This is a genomic window from Geobacillus sp. BK01 (assembly GCF_052220245.1).
Classification (GTDB): domain Bacteria; phylum Bacillota; class Bacilli; order Bacillales; family Anoxybacillaceae; genus Geobacillus.
On record NZ_JBQPTH010000002.1, the window covers coordinates 138,022 to 156,769 of the forward strand.

The 18,748-nt window shown below is 54.8% G+C and carries 21 protein-coding genes; all 21 read left to right on the plus strand.

Annotated elements, in window-relative coordinates; genetic code table 11:
* Nucleotides 1-56: 56 nt before the first annotated feature.
* The 21 genes from fsa (at nt 57) to atpB (ending at nt 18,713) form a co-directional block, all read left to right on the plus strand.
* The gene (gene fsa, locus ACTVDO_RS02995; RefSeq protein ID WP_020961529.1) at nt 57-698 is read left to right on the plus strand and encodes a fructose-6-phosphate aldolase; all 642 of its coding nucleotides are present in this window, start codon (nt 57-59) and stop codon (nt 696-698) included.
* A gap of 130 nt (nt 699-828) precedes the next feature.
* Nucleotides 829-2,115 carry a UDP-N-acetylglucosamine 1-carboxyvinyltransferase gene (locus tag ACTVDO_RS03000; protein WP_020961528.1) on the plus strand — a complete coding sequence of 429 codons (1,287 nt, stop codon included), beginning with the start codon at nt 829-831 and terminating at the stop codon, nt 2,113-2,115.
* Nucleotides 2,116-2,150: 35 nt separating this feature from the next.
* Nucleotides 2,151-3,113: a class II fructose-bisphosphatase gene (gene glpX, locus ACTVDO_RS03005; protein WP_020961527.1), complete on the plus strand. Its 963-nt coding sequence runs from the start codon at nt 2,151-2,153 to the stop codon at nt 3,111-3,113.
* 316 nt (nt 3,114-3,429) lie between these two features.
* Nucleotides 3,430-4,704: a transcription termination factor Rho gene (gene rho, locus ACTVDO_RS03010; RefSeq protein ID WP_442900989.1), complete on the plus strand. Its 1,275-nt coding sequence runs from the start codon at nt 3,430-3,432 to the stop codon at nt 4,702-4,704.
* A 256-nt stretch (nt 4,705-4,960) separates the two neighbouring features.
* The gene (rpmE, locus tag ACTVDO_RS03015) at nt 4,961-5,161 is read left to right on the plus strand and encodes a 50S ribosomal protein L31 (protein WP_008880715.1); all 201 of its coding nucleotides are present in this window, start codon (nt 4,961-4,963) and stop codon (nt 5,159-5,161) included.
* Nucleotides 5,162-5,323: 162 nt separating this feature from the next.
* Complete coding sequence (locus tag ACTVDO_RS03020; RefSeq protein WP_442900990.1) at nt 5,324-5,947, plus strand: thymidine kinase; 624 nt, start codon at nt 5,324-5,326, stop codon at nt 5,945-5,947.
* 416 nt (nt 5,948-6,363) lie between these two features.
* Entirely contained in the window at nt 6,364-6,804 is a 441-nt protein-coding gene (locus ACTVDO_RS03025; RefSeq protein WP_442900991.1) for a hypothetical protein, read from the plus strand.
* Between the two features lie 94 nt (nt 6,805-6,898).
* Complete coding sequence (prfA, locus tag ACTVDO_RS03030) at nt 6,899-7,975, plus strand: peptide chain release factor 1 (RefSeq protein ID WP_442900992.1); 1,077 nt, start codon at nt 6,899-6,901, stop codon at nt 7,973-7,975.
* Nucleotides 7,965-8,831, plus strand: a complete 867-nt coding sequence (prmC, locus tag ACTVDO_RS03035) for a peptide chain release factor N(5)-glutamine methyltransferase (RefSeq protein WP_442900993.1) — start codon at nt 7,965-7,967, stop codon at nt 8,829-8,831. Before prfA ends, prmC begins: the two co-directional genes overlap by 11 nt.
* A 62-nt stretch (nt 8,832-8,893) precedes the next feature.
* A complete protein-coding gene (gene spoIIR, locus ACTVDO_RS03040; RefSeq protein ID WP_442900994.1) occupies nt 8,894-9,871 on the plus strand; it encodes a stage II sporulation protein R in 978 nt (325 codons plus the stop codon).
* Between the two features lie 147 nt (nt 9,872-10,018).
* The gene (locus ACTVDO_RS03045; RefSeq protein ID WP_442901101.1) at nt 10,019-11,062 is read left to right on the plus strand and encodes an L-threonylcarbamoyladenylate synthase; all 1,044 of its coding nucleotides are present in this window, start codon (nt 10,019-10,021) and stop codon (nt 11,060-11,062) included.
* Between the two features lie 134 nt (nt 11,063-11,196).
* Nucleotides 11,197-11,748, plus strand: coding sequence for a manganese efflux pump MntP (locus tag ACTVDO_RS03050; RefSeq protein WP_442900995.1), 552 nt, complete (start codon nt 11,197-11,199; stop codon nt 11,746-11,748).
* Between the two features lie 124 nt (nt 11,749-11,872).
* On the plus strand, nt 11,873-12,316 hold the full coding sequence (locus ACTVDO_RS03055; protein WP_442900996.1) for a low molecular weight protein arginine phosphatase: 444 nt from the start codon (nt 11,873-11,875) through the stop codon (nt 12,314-12,316).
* A gap of 31 nt (nt 12,317-12,347) precedes the next feature.
* Nucleotides 12,348-13,637, plus strand: coding sequence for a methyl-accepting chemotaxis protein (locus tag ACTVDO_RS03060; protein WP_442900997.1), 1,290 nt, complete (start codon nt 12,348-12,350; stop codon nt 13,635-13,637).
* Nucleotides 13,638-13,786: 149 nt separating this feature from the next.
* Nucleotides 13,787-14,233, plus strand: coding sequence for a ribose 5-phosphate isomerase B (gene rpiB, locus ACTVDO_RS03065; RefSeq protein ID WP_442900998.1), 447 nt, complete (start codon nt 13,787-13,789; stop codon nt 14,231-14,233).
* Between the two features lie 69 nt (nt 14,234-14,302).
* Entirely contained in the window at nt 14,303-14,881 is a 579-nt protein-coding gene (locus ACTVDO_RS03070) for a TIGR01440 family protein (protein WP_442900999.1), read from the plus strand.
* A gap of 84 nt (nt 14,882-14,965) precedes the next feature.
* Complete coding sequence (gene glyA, locus ACTVDO_RS03075; protein WP_442901000.1) at nt 14,966-16,204, plus strand: serine hydroxymethyltransferase; 1,239 nt, start codon at nt 14,966-14,968, stop codon at nt 16,202-16,204.
* 212 nt (nt 16,205-16,416) lie between these two features.
* The gene (gene upp, locus ACTVDO_RS03080; RefSeq protein ID WP_442901001.1) at nt 16,417-17,046 is read left to right on the plus strand and encodes a uracil phosphoribosyltransferase; all 630 of its coding nucleotides are present in this window, start codon (nt 16,417-16,419) and stop codon (nt 17,044-17,046) included.
* 344 nt (nt 17,047-17,390) lie between these two features.
* Nucleotides 17,391-17,609: an AtpZ/AtpI family protein gene (locus ACTVDO_RS03085; protein WP_442901102.1), complete on the plus strand. Its 219-nt coding sequence runs from the start codon at nt 17,391-17,393 to the stop codon at nt 17,607-17,609.
* Nucleotides 17,610-17,615: 6 nt separating this feature from the next.
* Entirely contained in the window at nt 17,616-17,984 is a 369-nt protein-coding gene (locus tag ACTVDO_RS03090) for an ATP synthase subunit I (protein ID WP_442901002.1), read from the plus strand.
* An 18-nt stretch (nt 17,985-18,002) separates the two neighbouring features.
* Nucleotides 18,003-18,713: a F0F1 ATP synthase subunit A gene (gene atpB, locus ACTVDO_RS03095; protein WP_442901003.1), complete on the plus strand. Its 711-nt coding sequence runs from the start codon at nt 18,003-18,005 to the stop codon at nt 18,711-18,713.
* Nucleotides 18,714-18,748: the final 35 nt, after the last annotated feature.

Here is an 18,748-nt window from a genome sequence, read left to right on the forward strand (position 1 = left end):
AGTCGCCGCCCGGGCTTGTCTGCCTGCATCCAAATAACGACAAGGAGGGTTACATCATGAAATTTTTTATCGATACAGCAAATTTGGAAGAAATTAAACAAGCCCATGAACTCGGCGTTTTGGCCGGTGTCACAACCAATCCAAGCTTAGTGGCGAAAGAAAACGTCTCGTTCCACGACCGGTTGCGCGAAATTACATCCATCGTCTCCGGTTCAGTCAGTGCCGAAGTCATTTCCACCGATGCGGCCGGCATGATCGAAGAAGGCGAAGAGTTGGCGAAAATCGCCCCAAACATTACGATTAAAGTGCCGATGACACCGGAAGGCTTAAAAGCGGTGAAAACGTTCAGCGAAAAAGGCATTAAAACGAACGTTACGCTCGTGTTTACCGCCAACCAGGCGCTGTTGGCTGCGCGCGCGGGCGCGACGTACGTTTCTCCGTTCCTCGGCCGCCTCGATGATATCGGCCATAACGGCTTAGAGCTCATTTCCACAATCGCGGATATTTTCAACATTCATGGCATCGAGACAGAAATTATTGCAGCTTCAATCCGCCACCCGCACCATGTGACAGAAGCGGCGTTGCGCGGGGCGCATATTGCCACCGTACCGTACAAAGTGCTGATGCAGTTGTTTAACCATCCGCTCACTGACCAAGGGATCGAGAAGTTTCTCGCTGACTGGAATCGGCAACAATGAAAATAGGCTGTTTGCCTCCTAGGTTAAGCGGGCTCACCCCGGCGCGTTCGGGCCGGGGGGATGAGCCCGCCTGACCGCTTTCTTGTCCCTGGGGGTGAAGCCAACTTCCGAGCAAAGAAGGGAGACGACGATGGATAAAATCAAAATCATCGGCGGGGATCGGCTGCGGGGAACGATCAAAGTAAGCGGAGCCAAAAACAGTGCGGTCGCCTTGATTCCGGCGGCGATTTTGGCCGAGTCGCCGGTGACGATCGAAGGGTTGCCGGACATTTCCGATGTGCGTATTTTAGGAAGCCTGATCGAGGAAATCGGCGGTTCGTTTTCGTTTGATGGCAAAGAGGCGGTCATTGACCCGACGAACATGGTTTCCATGCCGCTTCCGAACGGAAAAGTGAAAAAGCTGCGCGCCTCGTACTATTTGATGGGGGCGATGCTCGGCCGGTTCAAAAAAGCGGTCGTCGGTTTGCCGGGCGGCTGTCATCTCGGACCGCGCCCGATCGATCAGCACATCAAAGGGTTTGAAGCGCTTGGCGCAACAGTGACGAACGAGCAGGGCGCCATCTATTTGCGCGCCGAGGAACTCCGCGGAGCCCGCATTTTTTTGGACGTCGTCAGCGTCGGCGCGACGATCAACATCATGCTGGCGGCGGTGCGCGCCAAAGGGCGGACGATTATTGAAAACGCCGCGAAAGAGCCGGAAATCATTGATGTGGCGACATTGCTCTCCAACATGGGGGCGAAAATCAAAGGCGCGGGCACCGATGTCATCCGTATCGACGGCGTCGAAAAATTATCGGGCTGCCGCCACGCCATCATCCCGGACCGCATTGAAGCCGGCACGTACATGATTGCCGCCGCGGCGATCGGCAGCGAAGTCGTCATCGACAACGTCATCCCGCAGCACGTCGAATCATTGACGGCCAAACTGCGCGAAATGGGTGTGCACGTCGAGACGGGTGAAGATCAAATTTGGATCTGCGGCTCCGACGTTTTGAAAGCGGTTGACGTCAAAACGCTCGTCTACCCTGGTTTCCCGACCGATTTGCAGCAGCCGTTTACCGCGCTATTGACGAAAGCGAACGGCACGAGTGTTGTCACCGATACGATTTACAGCGCGCGCTTCAAACATATCGACGAATTGCGACGCATGAACGCGAATGTAAAAGTCGAAGGCCGTTCCGCCATTGTCACCGGTCCGGTCAGGCTGCAAGGAGCAAAAGTGAAAGCGAGCGACTTGCGCGCCGGAGCGGCGCTCGTTGTCGCCGGGCTCATGGCAGAAGGAGTGACGGAGATTACCGGCGTCGAACATATTGACCGCGGCTACAGCGGGTTAGTCGAAAAGCTGTCTGCGATCGGCGCCACGATTTGGCGCGAAAAAATGACCGATGAAGAAATCGAGCAGGTGAAAAACGCCTGACGTTTGGCAGATAACAGGGGAAGGGGAGAATAACGATGGAACGAAGCTTGTCGATGGAACTCGTGCGCGTCACGGAAGCAGCGGCGCTCGCTGCGGCCCGCTGGATGGGGCGCGGAAAAAAGAATGAGGCCGATGACGCAGCGACATCGGCGATGCGCGATGTGTTTGACACGGTGCCGATGAAAGGGACGGTTGTCATCGGTGAAGGGGAAATGGATGAAGCGCCGATGCTTTATATTGGGGAGAAGCTTGGCAACGGCTACGGTCCGCGCGTCGATGTCGCTGTCGACCCGCTTGAGGGGACGAACATCGTCGCCTCCGGCGGTTGGAACGCCCTTGCTGTCGTCGCTGTCGCCGATCACGGCCATTTGCTTCATGCGCCCGATATGTACATGGACAAAATCGCCGTCGGCCCGGAGGCGGTTGGCCTGATCGATATCGAAGCGCCGATCATCGACAATTTAAAAGCGGTGGCGAAAGCGAAAAACAAAGATATCGAAGACGTCGTCGCCATCGTTCTCAATCGCCCGCGCCACGAGCGGCTCATCCAAGAGCTGCGTGAAGCCGGCGCGCGCATTAAACTCATTAATGACGGCGATGTTGCGGCCGCCATTAACACCGCGTTTGACCATACCGGCGTCGACATTTTATTCGGCTCCGGCGGCGCACCGGAAGGGGTGCTTGCGGCGGTCGCCTTAAAATGCCTTGGCGGTGAGCTGCAAGGAAAACTGTTGCCGCAAAACGAGGCCGAGCTCGAGCGCTGCAAGAAAATGGGCATTGACGTCAACAAAGTGTTGCGCATGGATGACTTGGTGAAAGGGGACGATGCCATTTTCGCCGCCACCGGCGTCACAGACGGTGAATTGCTGCGCGGCGTGCAGCTCAAAGGATCGTACGGCCTCACCCACTCGGTCGTCATGCGCGCCAAATCCGGCACCGTCCGCTTCATTGAGGGACGGCATAGCCTGAAGAAAAAACCGAATTTGGTCATTAAGTAAGAAGTCCGGCCGACCGGCGGAAACGTAAACACGGCTCATCAAAACGAAACGGGGCCATCTGGCGCCCTTTCTGCTCATCCGGCTTGGCGGCGCCGGCAGCCATGGCCGCCGCCTTGTCTGGAAAAAGAAAAAAAGATTGATTAAAAAACGGAGAAAAGGGTAAAATAGTCGTGTTACTTATGCAGAAATAAGCTCTGCCATTCTACTTCATTTCAGCCTTCATTACCTTCTTATATGAATGATCCCTTCGCCTGTCGAACGATGCCCGTACAAAAACGATGGGAGAATAGGAAACTTTGCAAAGTGTGGTGTCGAAATGGAATTAACGTTAGCGGTTTTAGAAAACATGAAGCTCAAAGAGCTGTACGAGCTTGCCAAACAATACAAAATTTCTTATTACAGCAAGTTGACGAAAAAAGAGCTTATTTTTGCCATTTTGAAAGCGCGTGCCGAACAAGATGGCCTCTCGTTCATGGAAGGCATCCTCGAAATCATTCCGTCGGAAGGATTTGGTTTTTTGCGTCCGGTTGGCTATTCCCCGAGCTCGGAAGACATTTACATTTCCGCTTCCCAAATCCGCCGTTTTGACTTGCGCAATGGGGATAAAGTGTCCGGCAAAGTGCGGAAGCCGAAAGAGAACGAGCGCTACTTCGGCTTGCTTCATGTTGAAGCGGTCAACGGCGAAGACCCGGAAATCGCCAAGGAGCGTGTTCATTTTCCAGGATTGACGCCGCTTTATCCGAACCGGCAAATGAAGCTTGAAACAACCCCGGACAAGCTGTCGACCCGCATCATCGACTTGATTGCCCCGGTCGGCTTCGGTCAGCGCGGATTGATCGTCGCGCCGCCGAAAGCCGGGAAAACGATGTTGCTGAAAGAAATTGCCAACAGCATTACGACGAACCATCCGGATGTTGAGTTGATCGTCTTGCTCATTGACGAGCGGCCGGAAGAAGTGACCGACATTGAGCGGTCAGTGCAGGGCGAAGTCGTCAGCTCGACGTTTGACGAGGTGCCGGAAAATCATATCCGTGTGTCCGAACTCGTCTTAGAGCGGGCGATGCGGCTTGTCGAACATAAGCGCGATGTTGTCATTTTAATGGACAGCATTACGCGTCTTGCCCGCGCGTACAACTTGGTCATTCCGCCGAGCGGACGCACGCTCTCGGGCGGGATTGATCCGGCGGCGTTCCATCGGCCGAAGCGGTTTTTCGGTGCGGCACGCAACATCGAGGAAGGCGGCAGCTTGACGATTTTGGCGACCGCCCTCATCGAGACGGGGTCACGCATGGATGACGTCATTTATGAAGAGTTTAAAGGCACGGGCAATATGGAGCTCCACCTCGACCGCTCGCTCGCCGAGCGCCGCATTTTTCCGGCCATCGACATCCGCCGTTCCGGGACGCGCAAAGAGGAACTGCTCATTCCGAAAGAACATCTGGACAAGCTGTGGGCGATTCGCAAAACAATGGCCGATTCACCGGACTTCATCGAACGGTTTTTAAACAAACTGCGCCGCACAAAATCCAATGAAGAGTTTTTCGCCATGCTTGACCAAGAATGGAGAAGCGGCGGACCGCTTCGTTTATAACACGTTGGCGGAATTTGCCGGGAATCGCCCGTTGCAAATGAGCGGAAAAGCTGTTATAATCTTAACATGTGTGTTTTAGCCAGCGCTTATGTGTTCACACGATGAACCGTCTGTACCGGCCGGGCTGCTCTCGTGAAGCCCCGGCTGTTCCATGCGCGGCGCTTCGCCATAAGGGCGGAAGCGTCTTGGGCATCGAGCCCGCACGAACGAATAACTCTGTTTCGATGAAGATACAGGGCGGAAGGAGATGAAAACGATGAAACAAGGGATCCATCCAGCGTACAAAAAAGTGATCGTCCGCTGCGCATGCGGAAACGAGTTCGAAAGCGGTTCGGTCAAAGACGAGCTGCGCGTCGAGATTTGCTCGGAATGCCATCCGTTCTTTACGGGCAAACAAAAATTCGTTTCGGCAGCGGGCCGCGTCGATAAATTTAATAAAAAATACGGCCTTAAGTAAAAAAGAACGGACGAAAGCAGGCAAGCGCACCGCTTGCCTGCTTTTTCGTGAAAACGGATGGACGGGCCGCCCCTATCGCCAGGCGCCGTCGGGCGTTTTAGGCTTTGCTTGGCGGGGCGCCCGTCGTTTCGATGACAGTGTGGAGCGAAAGGAGAGGCCCTGATGTATGTGATGACGCAGTCCGGTTGGCTGGAGGTCATTTGCGGCAGCATGTTTTCTGGCAAATCGGAAGAACTGATCCGCCGCATCCGCCGCGCCCAGTTTGCCAGGCAGGAAGTGAAAGTGTTCAAACCGACAATCGACAACCGCTATAGCGAGGATGCCGTCGTATCTCACAACGGCAATTCGGTGATCGCCATTCCGGTCGCAACGCCTGCGGAAATGTTTCGCTACATTTCCACCGCCACCGATGTCGTCGCCATCGATGAAGTGCAGTTTTTTTCCGATGACATCATCGACGTCGTGCAAACGCTCGCAGACCACGGCTACCGCGTCATCGCCGCCGGATTGGATCAAGATTTCCGCGGCGAACCGTTCGGACCGGTGCCAGCGCTTATGGCGATCGCCGAATCGGTGACGAAACTGCAGGCGGTATGCACGGTATGCGGCTCCCCAGCCAGCCGGACACAGCGGCTCATTAACGGTGTGCCCGCCTCGTATGATGATCCGGTCATTTTGGTTGGCGCCAGCGAAGCGTACGAACCGCGCTGCCGCCATCACCATGAAGTGCCGGGCAAACCGAAAAAGCGGCATGGCCGCCCGCTTGCTGAACACAAAGGCGAATGAGAGCAGGACGTAGCCACGAAACGGTAGCATTGGTGAATGAGCCCGGCGCCACGCGCTTCGCAATCGGGTTGAAGGGATGAGGCAGCCACGGAACGGCAACATTGGCAAATGACAGCCGGCCGCGGCATGTGCCGGGTTTTCCGGCGCTTGCCAACCGTGCTCGTAAGTCACGGGAAAAGATGGCGATAGGCAAAAGGCCGCCAGCCGTTTGTTCAATGACTGTGCCGCCTCATAACGATCATAAATACCGATGTGTGCCTGATTGTTCCATCGCTATCTGGCCCGATAAGTCGTCCGTGAATGACGGCTTGGCTTTCCCGATGTTCACGCCGTTTGGAAAAAAAGGATCTCTCCCAGCCGGAGAGGATAAATATTATGACTTGTCCCGGGCATCCTAACAGCAGGGAGGCGAAATCATGAAACGCATCTGGCTGTTAGGGGTTGTTTTGCTTCTTTCTGCCTGCTCGCCCGACCCGGATCATCCGTCCTACCGCCAGCAAAGCGAAGATCAAAACGGCACGCGGCTGATGACGGACGGGCGGCCGAAAATCGATGCCGACAGCGACTTGTACAACAATTTTGACGATCCGGAAAAAACGCGGCAAAATCCGAACTTCATTAGTTTGACCGAAGGAAGCGAAAATCAGCGCGCCGATACGCGCAAAGCCGCGCAACTCATTGAACGGCACACCGATTATCGCGCCAGCTCCATCTGGTTTCACGGCGGCAATATGTATGTGACGGTCGATGTGCCGGATGAGCTGTCCGCCGAAGAGCGGCAACATGAAGCGAGCCGCATTGACAAACTGTTGACCAAAGCGATTCCGACGTATGAAATTATCGTGCGCTTGAACTGAAAGCTCCCGCTTATGAAAAGCGGGGGTTTTTGTTTGGCTTTGGTTCATGCTATAATTTAAAATTAGACTGTGCTGAAAAACAGAGGTGAATAATGTGTTTGACCGGTTAGAGGCTGTCGAACAACGGTATGAAAAGTTAAATGAACTTTTAATGGATCCCGAAGTCATCAACGATCCGAAAAAGTTGCGCGATTATTCGAAAGAGCAGGCCGATTTGGCGGAAACGGTGCAAACGTACCGTGAATACAAGTCGGTTCGCAACCAGCTCGCGGATGCGAAGGCAATGCTCGAGGAAAAGCTTGAACCGGAGCTGCGGGAGATGGTGAAAGAGGAAATTGACGAGCTGGAAGAACGGGAAGAGGCGCTCGTTGAGAAGCTGAAAGTGTTGCTCCTGCCGAAAGACCCGAACGATGAGAAAAACGTCATTATGGAAATTCGCGCCGCTGCCGGCGGTGAGGAGGCGGCGCTGTTCGCCGGCGACTTGTACCGGATGTATACGCGCTATGCCGAGGAGCAAGGATGGAAAACGGAAGTGATCGAAGCGAGTCCGACCGGTCTCGGCGGCTATAAGGAAATTATTTTTATGATCAACGGAAAAGGGGCGTACTCGAAGCTCAAGTTTGAAAACGGCGCCCATCGCGTCCAGCGCGTGCCGGAGACAGAGTCAGGCGGACGCATCCATACATCGACGGCCACGGTCGCCTGTTTGCCGGAAATGGAAGAAGTCGAAGTCGAGATTCACGAAAAAGACATTCGCGTCGACACGTTTGCTTCGAGCGGTCCGGGCGGGCAAAGCGTTAATACGACGATGTCGGCTGTGCGCCTCACCCACATTCCGACCGGCATTGTTGTCACTTGCCAGGACGAAAAATCGCAAATCAAAAACAAAGAGAAAGCCATGAAAGTGTTGCGCGCCCGCATTTACGACAAATACCAGCAAGAAGCGCGCGCTGAATATGACCAAACGCGCAAGCAGGCGGTCGGCACCGGCGACCGTTCCGAGCGCATCCGGACGTACAACTTTCCGCAAAACCGCGTCACCGACCACCGCATCGGGCTGACGATCCAAAAGCTTGATCAAGTGCTCGATGGCAACTTGGATGAAATTATTGAGGCGCTCATTTTGGACGACCAAGGAAAAAAATTGGAGCAAGCGAACGATGCGTCGTAACGTACATGAAGTCCTCGCCTGGGCTTCTTCTTTTTTACGCGCCCACGGAAAGGAAGAACGGGCGGCGGAATGGCTGTTGTGCCATCATTTAGCCACCGACCGGGCCGGGCTGTTCGCCCGTTGGCGTGAGCCGGTTGAGGAAGCGGTGTATGAACGGTTTGCCGCCGACGTGCGCCGCCATGCGGTCGACCATGTGCCGATCCAATATTTGATCGGCTATGAGTACTTTTACGGCCGGCCGTTTCTCGTCAACCGTCATGTGTTAATCCCGCGTCCGGAAACGGAAGAGCTTGTGCTCGGGGTGCTCGAGCGTCTCCCCCGCCTGTTTGCCGGCCGCGAGCGGATCGATGTCGTTGACGTTGGCACCGGCAGCGGGGCGATCGCCATCACGCTGGCGCTTGAGAACGAGCGGCTGTCAGTGACCGCCACCGACATTTCCGAAGACGCGCTCACTGTCGCCAAGGAAAACGCCGCCCGGCTTGGGGCTCGCGTCGCGTTTCGATGCGGGGATTTGCTGCAGCCGCTGATTGAACACGGCCAGACCGTCGATGTTGTCGTGTCCAACCCGCCGTACATCCCCGACACGGATGCCGCGGCGCTTTCCCCGGTCGTGAAAGACTATGAGCCGCATACAGCGTTGTTTGGCGGGCATGACGGGCTCGATTTTTACCGCCGCTTTGCCCGCGAGCTGCCGTTTGTACTCGGCGTGCCGGCGCTTGTCGCTTTTGAGGTTGGCGCCGGACAGGGAGAAGCGGTCGCGGCGCTTTTCGCTGCGGCGTTTCCCGAAGCAAAGGTCGAAGTGGCGTTTGACCTAAACGGCAAAGACCGGATGGTATATATGACAAGAAAAAATTAGATTCATAGGTTTAAAACGAGGCGGCGCCGTCCACACTGAATGGTGAAAGGACGGTGCCGATCATGGTAATCAAGGGACATTCCATCGCTGTATGTTTATATATCATTCTATTAACAACAGGCGTTCTCGTTCAGCTGTACGGCCAGCAGACGAACGCAGGGGCAAACGCGGCGGTTGCGGTTCCCGACGAGGCGATTCGCCTCCGCATCTTGGCGAACAGCGACAGTGTGGCCGACCAGCAATTAAAGCGAAAAGTGCGCGATGCGGTGAACGCGCAAATTAACGGCTGGGTGGCCGAACTGACATCGTTCGAAGAAGCGAAGCGTGTCATCCGCTCCCACCTGCCGGACATTGAGCAGACGGTTGCCCGCATTCTCCGCGAAGAACAAAGCAGCCAGTCGTACAAAGTACAATTTGGCCCGGTCCGCTTCCCGACGAAGGTGTACGGCAACTACGTTTATCCCGCCGGCACGTACGATGCGGTTTTGATCACACTTGGGGAAGGAAAGGGGGCAAACTGGTGGTGTGTCTTGTTTCCTCCGCTTTGTTTTCTCGACTTTTCCAACGGCGACGCTGTTATGATGGCGGCGAAAGAAAAGCCGGCAAGCGGAGCGGATAAACCGGCACCGGCTGAGGCCGCCCAGTCCGCTGAGTTTGAAGCGAAGATGAAGAAGGATGGGCAAGAAGCGGCGCAGACGAATGGAAAAGAAGAAGATGCGGGTGCCGCGGCAGCTATGGAAGGGAAACTTGAACGCATTGCCGCTTTTTCCACCCATGAAGCTACCGGGGACAAAAGCCGGAATGGCGCGGACGATGTGAATCAAGATGTGGATGACACCGGGAGTCATGTGGGTGGTGTGAACAAAGATGTGGATGGAACAGACAGCGCTGCAGGTGGCGTAAACGAAGACGCGGGCGCCGCAAGGGAAGAGGGACAACGGGACGGTGAGAACGCTTCCCCCGTCGTCATCGCGGAGCCGGATCAGCGGGTGGAAGTGAAATTTTTCTTCAAAGAGTGGCTTGCCCGGCTCATTCCATAGTCCTATATCCACAAGGTTATCCACAAAAATAACAAATTTATTCACAACTTGTGCATAACGATGGACGGACGGCGGAAGCCGGCGCGGCACTTCCAAACAAAGCCGCCATCTTCAAGGTGAATCAAGGCGATAGAGAAGGTGAAACGATTGAAAACACACGTTTGGGTTGTGGATAATATTGTTGATAAGCGGCGTATTTATCCACAAATACAAGAGGCAGCCGAATGGCTGCGGGCCGGAGAGGTGATTGCGTTCCCGACGGAAACGGTATACGGCTTGGGCGCAGACGCGTCCAGTACGGCAGCGGTGGAAAAAATTTTTGCCGCCAAAGGGCGTCCGAGTGACAACCCGCTCATCGTTCATGTCGCCAGCATGGCGCACGTGGAGGCGGTCGCCGCCTCGATCCCGCCGGTCGCGAAAACGTTAATGGAACGGTTTTGGCCGGGGCCGCTCACATTCGTTTTGCCAAAACGGGCGGGGGCGGTGTCCGAACGGGTGACAGCCGGTCTCCCGACCGTGGCGGTGCGCATGCCGGATCATCGGTTGGCGCTTGCCTTGATCGAAGCGAGCGGCTTGGCGCTTGCCGCCCCGAGCGCCAACCGATCCGGAAGACCGAGCCCGACGACGGCCGCGCACGTGCTCGCTGATTTAAACGGGCGCATCGCCGGAGTGATCGATGGCGGGCCGACCGGCATTGGCGTTGAATCGACCGTGCTTGATTGCAGCGGGGAAGTGCCGACGATTTTGCGCCCGGGCGGGGTGACAAAGGAAATGCTTTGTGAGGTGATTGGCTATGTGGCCGAGGCTGTTGGCACTGGGAACGAACAGGAAGCGCCGAAAGCGCCGGGAATGAAATATACACACTATGCCCCAAAAGCCCCGCTTTGGATCGCCGCCGGCCCTCCGGCGTTTTTGCAGAAGCTTGTCGATGAACGCCGGGCTGAAGGAAAAAAAGTCGGTGTGCTGACGACGGAGGAAAATCGACATTTGTATGCCGCCGATGTCGTGCTGGCGTGCGGAACGCGCCGTGAGCTGGCGACGGTTGCCCAGTGCCTGTATGACACGTTGCGTCAATTTGATGAAACGAACGTTGACCTCATTTACAGCGAAGCATTTCCGGAAGATGGCATCGGCGTGGCGATCATGAACCGGCTGCACAAAGCGGCCGGCGGGCGCGTCATTAGCGAATAGCGGGAACGAAAGCCCCGAAATACCACCGGTCCGTTATGGACCGGTTTTCTTTATCCCGCCCATCGTCAGGTTGCTTCTAAACGGTTCTGGACGTGCATATGTTAGCACTAAGGCCAGTCCGGGAGGGGAGAGGAATGGGCGCATTAATCGGCGAGATCATCGCCCTATCGCTGATGGCGCTGGCGTTAGGGATGGACGCATTTTCGGTCGCCTTAGGGATGGGGCTGTTGCGTCTACGGCTCCGGCAAATTTTTTATATTGGACTTACGATCGGTTTGTTTCATATTTTCATGCCACTTGTTGGCATGGCGGTCGGCCGCTTTTTGTCGCGCGAGTTCGGAAGCATTGCTACATATGCGGGCGGGGTGCTGCTGTTATGGCTTGGCGGGCAAATGATCATCGCATCCTTTCAACGGGGCGACGGTTCGCCGTTATTTCCGCGCGGGACGGGGTTGCTTTTTTTTGCCTTTAGCGTCAGCCTTGACAGCTTTTCGGTCGGACTGAGCCTCGGCATTTTCGGGGCGCGGACGATGGTGACAATCTTGCTGTTTGGCTTGTTCAGCACGGTATTGACCTGGATCGGGCTGTTGGTGGGCCGCCACTTTCAGCAATGGCTCGGCTCGTACAGCGAAGCGCTTGGCGGCAGCATTTTGCTCGCGTTCGGGCTGAAGCTGCTCTTTTCTTGAAAAATCGGGACGGGCGGGCCAATTTTTTCGTTTGAGTGGGGAAAAAGCGGACTTGCCTGCTTTTTTTTGCTCTTTTTCCTATGGTATATTGGTGATAAGCCATTGTTGTGAAGAGGTGGTTGTCATGCCGTATCGCATTTTGTTCGTCTGCACGGGCAATACGTGCCGGAGCCCGATGGCCGCCGCGCTTCTGAAAAGCAAACAGCTTCCCGATGTCGAAGTGAAATCGGCCGGTGTGTTCGCCGCAGAAGGAAGCGAGGCGTCCGCCCATGCGAAAACAGTGCTGAAGGAAAAGGGGATTGACTCGTTCCACCGGGCCTCGCTGTTACAAAAAGAACATATTGACTGGGCGACGCACGTATTGGCGATGACGTCCGGCCATAAAGAGATGATCGTTCAGCGGTTTCCGGAGGCAACAGATAAAACGTTTACGCTGAAGCAGTTTGCCTCGGGAACGGATGGCGACATCGCCGACCCGTTCGGCGGCTCGGTTGATGCGTATCGGGCGGCGCGCGATGAGTTGGCGATGCTCATTGACCGCCTGGTGGAAAAATTTCAAGAGAAATGATCATATAACGTGACCGGTAAGGGGGAAAACGATGGGGGAAACACGCCGTCCGTTTAGCTTGCGCTTGAAGCTCGTCGTCTTTACGACGGTGCTGGCGCTGATTACGTACTCCACAAGCGCTTTTTTCTTATACGTGTTGTATGATTGGTGGTTCACTTCAGTAAACAAAAGCGGATTTACGATCGTGATTTTGCTGCTTGGCATTTTTTGGTCAGGGGTGCTCGCCTATATCGCTGCCGGCTGGATTACAAGGCCGCTGAAACGCCTCGAAGAAGCGGCCGTCAAGGCGGCCGCCGGGCACATTGAGGCGGATGTTCCGCTTCCTTCGTCCCATGACGAAATCCGCTCGCTTGCTGTCGCGTTCAACCGCATGCTCAGCCATTTGCGTGCGGTCGTTGTCAACATTGAAGAAAACGCGGTGCGCACGAACGAAAAGACCGCTGAGATCAGAGAGGCTTCCGAAGCGGCGGCTGGCCGTGCGCGCGACATTGCGGCGACCATTGATGACATTTCCGAAGGGGCGGTGGCTTCGGCCGAAGCGATGCAGGCGGCGGCTGCGGCGGTCGAAGATGTGCTGGCCATTGCCGGACAAGTGAAAGGGACGGCGGAGCGCGCTGAACAGTCGGCGCACGAGATGGCGGAAACATCGAAAACAAGCCGCGACGTGATCCGTTCACTTGTTGACGGCATCGGACAGCTCGCCCGTGATCAAGAAACGTCGCGAACGGTCGTTAAACAGCTCGAAGGAAATGCCAAACAAATCGGCAATATTACGTTGCTCGTTGCCGATATTGCCGAACAGACGAACTTGCTTGCGCTCAACGCTTCGATTGAAGCCGCCCGCGCCGGCGAGCACGGCCGCGGATTTTCCGTTGTCGCCGAGGAAGTGCGCAAACTGGCTGATGAAAGCGCGAAGGCGGTCAAGCAAATCGCCGAACTTGTCGGCAACATTCAAAACGAAGTCGCCCGCGTTGTGACGCAAATGGACAAGCAAGTCGCCGCCTCTAACGCCGAGGCGGCAAAAGGGGAGCGCACGAACGCCGCCATGGCCGCCATGGCGGCGTCAGCGGATGAATTGATCCGCGCTGTTCATGAGATCGCTGAGCTGGCGAAAAATCAGACGGCCCATATGGAACGGGCCGCCGCCCAGACGCAAGAAGTGGCGGCCATCGCCGAACAGACGTCCGCCGGTGCGCTCGAAGTTGCGGCGGCGACGCGGGCGCAAACCGCGTCGATCGGCGATGTCCACAAGCTGGCGAATGAACTTGTCGAACAGGCGGAACAGCTGCAAGCGGCAGTCGCTCGTTTTCGCGCCAGCTAATCGGACGGAGACGCCGGCGAAAACGTGCCTACCTTGATTGTAAAGACATAAGATATACATATAGTCTTGCACAGCGCCATATTTGAGGTGAAAGGCTCTCCCTCTATCCCGGACTGAAGAGGGGGCGGATGGAAAGGAGACGAATGAACATGAAAATTGCGATTGCTTCCGACCACGGTGGGATTCGCATCCGTGAAGAAATTAAAGCGCTTCTTGATGAAATGGGCATCGAATATACCGATTTTGGCTGTGATTGTGAAACATCGGTCGATTATCCGGATTACGCGCTCCCGGTCGCCGAAAAGGTAGCGCGCGGCGAGTTTGATCGCGGCATTTTAATTTGCGGCACCGGCATTGGCATGACGATTGCGGCGAATAAAGTAAAAGGGGTGCGCTGCGCTCTTTGTCACGATGTTTACAGCGCCAAACTGACACGCATGCATAACGACAGCAACATCCTCGCGATGGGCGAGCGCGTGATCGGCCCCGGTCTGGCGCGTGAAATCGCGAAAGCGTGGCTGGAGACGGAATTTGAAGGCGGCCGCCATGCGCGGCGGATCGGGAAAATCGCCGATTATGAGAACGAGTATTTGTAAAAAATAAAGGTGCATCGTTTCGCCAAAAATAGCGGGGATCACGGCTTATCAATGAGGAGGGGGATGGCCATGGACGCACAATTGGCCGAATGGCGGCAGCAATGGCAAGCCGTCCTGCGCGCGTTCCGCGAGCAGACATCGCTTGGTCGCGGCCATATCGTCGTGATCGGCTGCAGCACTAGCGAAGTGCTTGGTGAACGGATCGGCACGGCCGGGTCGACGGACGTGGCGGCCATGTTGTTTGCTGAACTTGACGCATGGCGGCGCGAAACAGAGATCGAGCTTGCCTTTCAATGTTGCGAACATTTGAACCGGGCGCTTGTCGTCGAGCGGGAGACGGCGCGCGCCCACGGACTTGAGGCCGTTTCTGTCATTCCGGTCCCGCAGGCGGGAGGAGCGATGGCCGCCTACGCCTATCGGCATCTTGCCGATCCGGTTGTCGTTGAAGCGATTCGCGCCGATGCCGGTATCGATATCGGCCATACGCTCATCGGCATGCATTTAAAGCCGGTCGCCGTCCCTGTGCGCGTCCCGGTGAAACATGTCGGATCGGCGTGCGTGACGTTGGCCAAAACGCGGCCGAAGCTGATCGGCGGCGCCCGCGCTGTTTATTCGTTGGAAAACCCGAATGATTCCTGTACGTTCTAGTTTTTTTATTCATGGATTTGTCCGGTGAAAACTGATAAAATAAAAGCGAATATTCACTGAATTTTGCGTAAGGGGGAGCTATTGATGAACTACTTGCCACAGCAAGATCCGCAAGTGTTCGCCGCCATCGAACAAGAGCGAAACCGGCAACACGCGAAAATCGAGCTAATCGCCTCAGAAAACTTCGTCAGCCGCGCCGTCATGGAAGCACAAGGGTCGGTGCTGACGAACAAGTATGCGGAAGGCTACCCGGGCCGCCGCTATTACGGCGGCTGCGAGTACGTCGACATCGTCGAAGATTTGGCGCGCGAGCGGGCGAAGCAATTGTTCGGGGCGGAGCACGCAAACGTCCAGCCGCACTCCGGGGCGCAGGCGAACATGGCCGTCTATTTCACCGTCCTCAAACCCGGCGACACGGTGCTCGGCATGAATTTGTCACACGGCGGCCATTTGACGCACGGAAGCCCGGTCAACTTCAGCGGCATACAATACAACTTTGTGGAGTATGGCGTTGACCCGGAAACGCAAGTCATCGACTATGACGATGTGCGCGAGAAAGCGCTCCTTCATCGGCCGAAGCTGATCGTCGCAGGGGCAAGCGCCTATCCGCGCGTCATCGATTTTGCGAAGTTCCGGGAAATTGCCGATGAGATCGGCGCCTATTTAATGGTGGACATGGCCCATATTGCCGGTCTTGTTGCGGCAGGTCTTCATCCGAATCCGGTGCCGTATGCCCATTTCGTTACGACGACGACGCACAAAACGTTGCGCGGTCCGCGCGGCGGGATGATTTTATGTCAGGAACAGTTTGCGAAACAAATCGATAAATCGATTTTCCCGGGCATTCAAGGCGGCCCGCTGATGCACGTCATCGCCGCGAAAGCGGTCGCGCTTGGCGAGGCGCTGCAAGATGACTTTAAAGCGTACGCGAAACGCGTTGTTGACAACGCCAAACGGCTCGCCTCCGCCTTGCAAAATGAAGGGTTCACCCTCGTGTCCGGCGGCACGGACAACCATTTATTGCTTGTCGATTTGCGTCCGCAGCAGCTGACCGGGAAAACGGCGGAGAAAGTATTGGATGAAGTCGGCATCACGGTCAATAAAAACACGATTCCGTACGATCCGGAAAGTCCATTTGTCACGAGCGGCATCCGCATCGGCACGGCTGCGGTGACGACGCGCGGCTTCGGCCTTGAGGAAATGGACGAAATCGCCGCCATTATCAGTCTTGTGCTGAAAAACACAGACAATGAACAAGCGCTCGAAGAGGCGCGCCAGCGTGTCGCTGCCTTGACGGACAAGTTCCCGCTCTATCAAGACTAAAGGAATACAGGCAGCGCTTGGGACAATGACGCATTCTCCCGTCCATGATTACGTTTCGAAGCGGGAGTTGCCAGTTCGGAATGATAAAGGCACACTGCCAACGATCGGTTGGACAGTGTGCCTTTTCCTTTGTTTGGACAGTTGAACGGGCGTCTGTTTTCCAGTAGAATGTATAGAAGTGTACCGCATACATACGGAAGAGGAGATGACCCATGGGAAAAGTATATGTGTTTGATCACCCGCTCATCCAACATAAACTGACGTACATTCGCGACAAGCATACCGGCACGAAGGAATTTCGCGAGCTTGTCGACGAAGTGGCGACGTTGATGGCGTTTGAAATTACGCGCGATCTGCCGCTTGAGGAAGTCGAGATCGAAACCCCCGTCAGCAAAGCGAAGGCGAAAGTGATTGCCGGCAAAAAGCTCGGCCTCATTCCGATTTTGCGCGCCGGCATCGGCATGGTTGACGGCATCTTGAAGCTCATCCCGGCGGCGAAAGTGGGGCATATCGGCCTGTACCGCGATCCGGAAACGTTAAAACCGGTCGAATACTACGTCAAGCTGCCGAGCGATGTCGAAGAGCGCGATTTTATCATCATCGATCCGATGCTCGCGACCGGCGGTTCGGCGGTGGCGGCCATCGAAGCACTGAAAAAGCGGGGGGCGAAAAGCATTAAGTTCATGTGCCTCATCGCCGCGCCGGAGGGGGTCAAAGCGGTCGAAACCGCGCACCCGGACGTTGACATTTACATCGCCGCCCTTGATGAGCGGCTGAACGACCACGGCTATATCGTCCCCGGCCTCGGTGACGCCGGCGACCGGCTGTTTGGCACGAAATAACGGTTGGCTGCCACATACGGCCAAAAAGGGGTGCCCCGCCGATAGCTGGGACACCCCCTTTTGACATCAAAACAAGGATGCGCCCGTCCCATTTTTGGACTAAGATGGTCGCATCAGGATAGAAAAAACGCTCAAAAATAAAATATATCATTATACATCATCTTTGTGAAAAGTAAATGAAAAATTGTCACAAATTATTAATATTTCCCCTGTGTAAATAAGGTTTTATGTGGGAACACATTGACATTGACCAAGCGGTGTTGTATGCTTACAAGGGGTAGATTGAGAAGGTTTTCACTGTCGGAAATTATCTTTGTCTAAGCGGGCGAGGTATGGTAACGATTATGAAAAAAAACGACCGTCATCCTTTTCGGGCCATCGGCTTGATGTCGGCGATCACATCACAGTTGGTCGGCTGTACATTAGTTGGTTTGTTTGGCGGCAGATGGGTTGACCGACAATTAGACAGTGAACCGCTTTTTCTTGTCATCGGCCTGTTGCTTGGCTTAGCGGCGGGGGTGTTCGCCACGCTGAAAACAATCCAGCGCTTTTTCGGGGAATAAGAAACGATGATGGATATGATCGTGAAACGAATACAAAAGCAATCGTTGGTACTCATGATAGTTTATGCGCTAGGATGGATATTGACTAGTTATGAAGCATGGTTTTTTAGTTTGCTCATTGGAACGGTAACCGGGTTGTACAGCATTCGCCTGCTGGCTCGGCGTGTCATGAAAGTAGGAGAAGCGATGGTCAAGGGACAGCGCCCTCCTTCGCTTGGGACCATGATTCGATTTGCGTTGGCTGCCGCCGTTGCGCTGTTTGTGTCCCAGTATCCCCAACATTTGTCCGTTGTGCCGGTCGTCATCGGCTTGGCCACTCCATATATCCTATTGGTAGCAAATCATTTTTTACATAATGATCATTCAGCTGCATAGAAAGCGAGGTGAGCATTGGTGGATCATAAGGCACCGCTTTACGAATTGTTTGGCCTTACATTTAATTTGGCCAATGTACTGATGGTGACTATTACTTGCATTATTGTGTTGGCTATCGCCATTGCAGCGACGCGCAACCTTTCCATGAAACCGACAGGATTGCAAAACTTTTTGGAATGGGTTGTTGATTTTGTGAAAGGGATTATCAAAAGCAACATGGACTGGAAGACAGGGGGGCGCTTCCATTTACTTGGTTTAACCTTGATTATGTATGTGTTTGTTGCCAATATGTTAGGTCTTCCATTCTCCATTGTCGTCCATGACGAATTATGGTGGAAATCGCCGACGGCTGATCCGGCTATTACACTGGCATTGGCCATGATGGTTGTAGCTCTTTCCCACTATTATGGCATTAAGTTGCGCGGCGTGTCTGAGTATTTAAAAGGATTTACAAGCCCAATGTGGTTTATGTTTCCTCTGAAAATTATTGAAGAGTTTGCCAACACATTGACGCTTGGTCTCCGTCTTTATGGGAACATTTTTGCCGGCGAAATTTTGCTTGCATTGCTTGTCGGCGGCTTGGCTACAGGTGTTGGCGGAACGATCGCCGCGATCATTCCGACGATGGTATGGCAGGCATTCAGTATTTTCGTCGGGGCTATTCAAGCTTTTATTTTTACAATGTTGACAATGGTTTATATGGCGCATAAAGTCAGCCATGACCATTAATGTTTAATATTTCTTAATATACTAATTTTCTAAAT

Excerpts from the sequence above, each read along its gene's own strand:
- fsa (WP_020961529.1), top strand. The coding sequence starts at position 57 with ATGAAATTTTTTATCGATACAGCAAATTTGGAAGAAATTAAACAAGCC.
- ACTVDO_RS03000 (WP_020961528.1), top strand. The coding sequence starts at position 829 with ATGGATAAAATCAAAATCATCGGCGGGGATCGGCTGCGGGGAACGATC.
- glpX (WP_020961527.1), top strand. The coding sequence starts at position 2,151 with ATGGAACGAAGCTTGTCGATGGAACTCGTGCGCGTCACGGAAGCAGCG.
- rho (WP_442900989.1), top strand. The coding sequence starts at position 3,430 with ATGGAATTAACGTTAGCGGTTTTAGAAAACATGAAGCTCAAAGAGCTG.
- rpmE (WP_008880715.1), top strand. The coding sequence starts at position 4,961 with ATGAAACAAGGGATCCATCCAGCGTACAAAAAAGTGATCGTCCGCTGC.
- ACTVDO_RS03020 (WP_442900990.1), top strand. The coding sequence starts at position 5,324 with ATGTATGTGATGACGCAGTCCGGTTGGCTGGAGGTCATTTGCGGCAGC.
- ACTVDO_RS03025 (WP_442900991.1), top strand. The coding sequence starts at position 6,364 with ATGAAACGCATCTGGCTGTTAGGGGTTGTTTTGCTTCTTTCTGCCTGC.
- prmC (WP_442900993.1), top strand. The coding sequence starts at position 7,965 with ATGCGTCGTAACGTACATGAAGTCCTCGCCTGGGCTTCTTCTTTTTTA.
- spoIIR (WP_442900994.1), top strand. The coding sequence starts at position 8,894 with ATGGTAATCAAGGGACATTCCATCGCTGTATGTTTATATATCATTCTA.
- ACTVDO_RS03050 (WP_442900995.1), top strand. The coding sequence starts at position 11,197 with ATGGGCGCATTAATCGGCGAGATCATCGCCCTATCGCTGATGGCGCTG.
- ACTVDO_RS03055 (WP_442900996.1), top strand. The coding sequence starts at position 11,873 with ATGCCGTATCGCATTTTGTTCGTCTGCACGGGCAATACGTGCCGGAGC.
- ACTVDO_RS03060 (WP_442900997.1), top strand. The coding sequence starts at position 12,348 with ATGGGGGAAACACGCCGTCCGTTTAGCTTGCGCTTGAAGCTCGTCGTC.
- rpiB (WP_442900998.1), top strand. The coding sequence starts at position 13,787 with ATGAAAATTGCGATTGCTTCCGACCACGGTGGGATTCGCATCCGTGAA.
- ACTVDO_RS03070 (WP_442900999.1), top strand. The coding sequence starts at position 14,303 with ATGGACGCACAATTGGCCGAATGGCGGCAGCAATGGCAAGCCGTCCTG.
- glyA (WP_442901000.1), top strand. The coding sequence starts at position 14,966 with ATGAACTACTTGCCACAGCAAGATCCGCAAGTGTTCGCCGCCATCGAA.
- upp (WP_442901001.1), top strand. The coding sequence starts at position 16,417 with ATGGGAAAAGTATATGTGTTTGATCACCCGCTCATCCAACATAAACTG.
- ACTVDO_RS03085 (WP_442901102.1), top strand. The coding sequence starts at position 17,391 with ATGAAAAAAAACGACCGTCATCCTTTTCGGGCCATCGGCTTGATGTCG.
- ACTVDO_RS03090 (WP_442901002.1), top strand. The coding sequence starts at position 17,616 with ATGATGGATATGATCGTGAAACGAATACAAAAGCAATCGTTGGTACTC.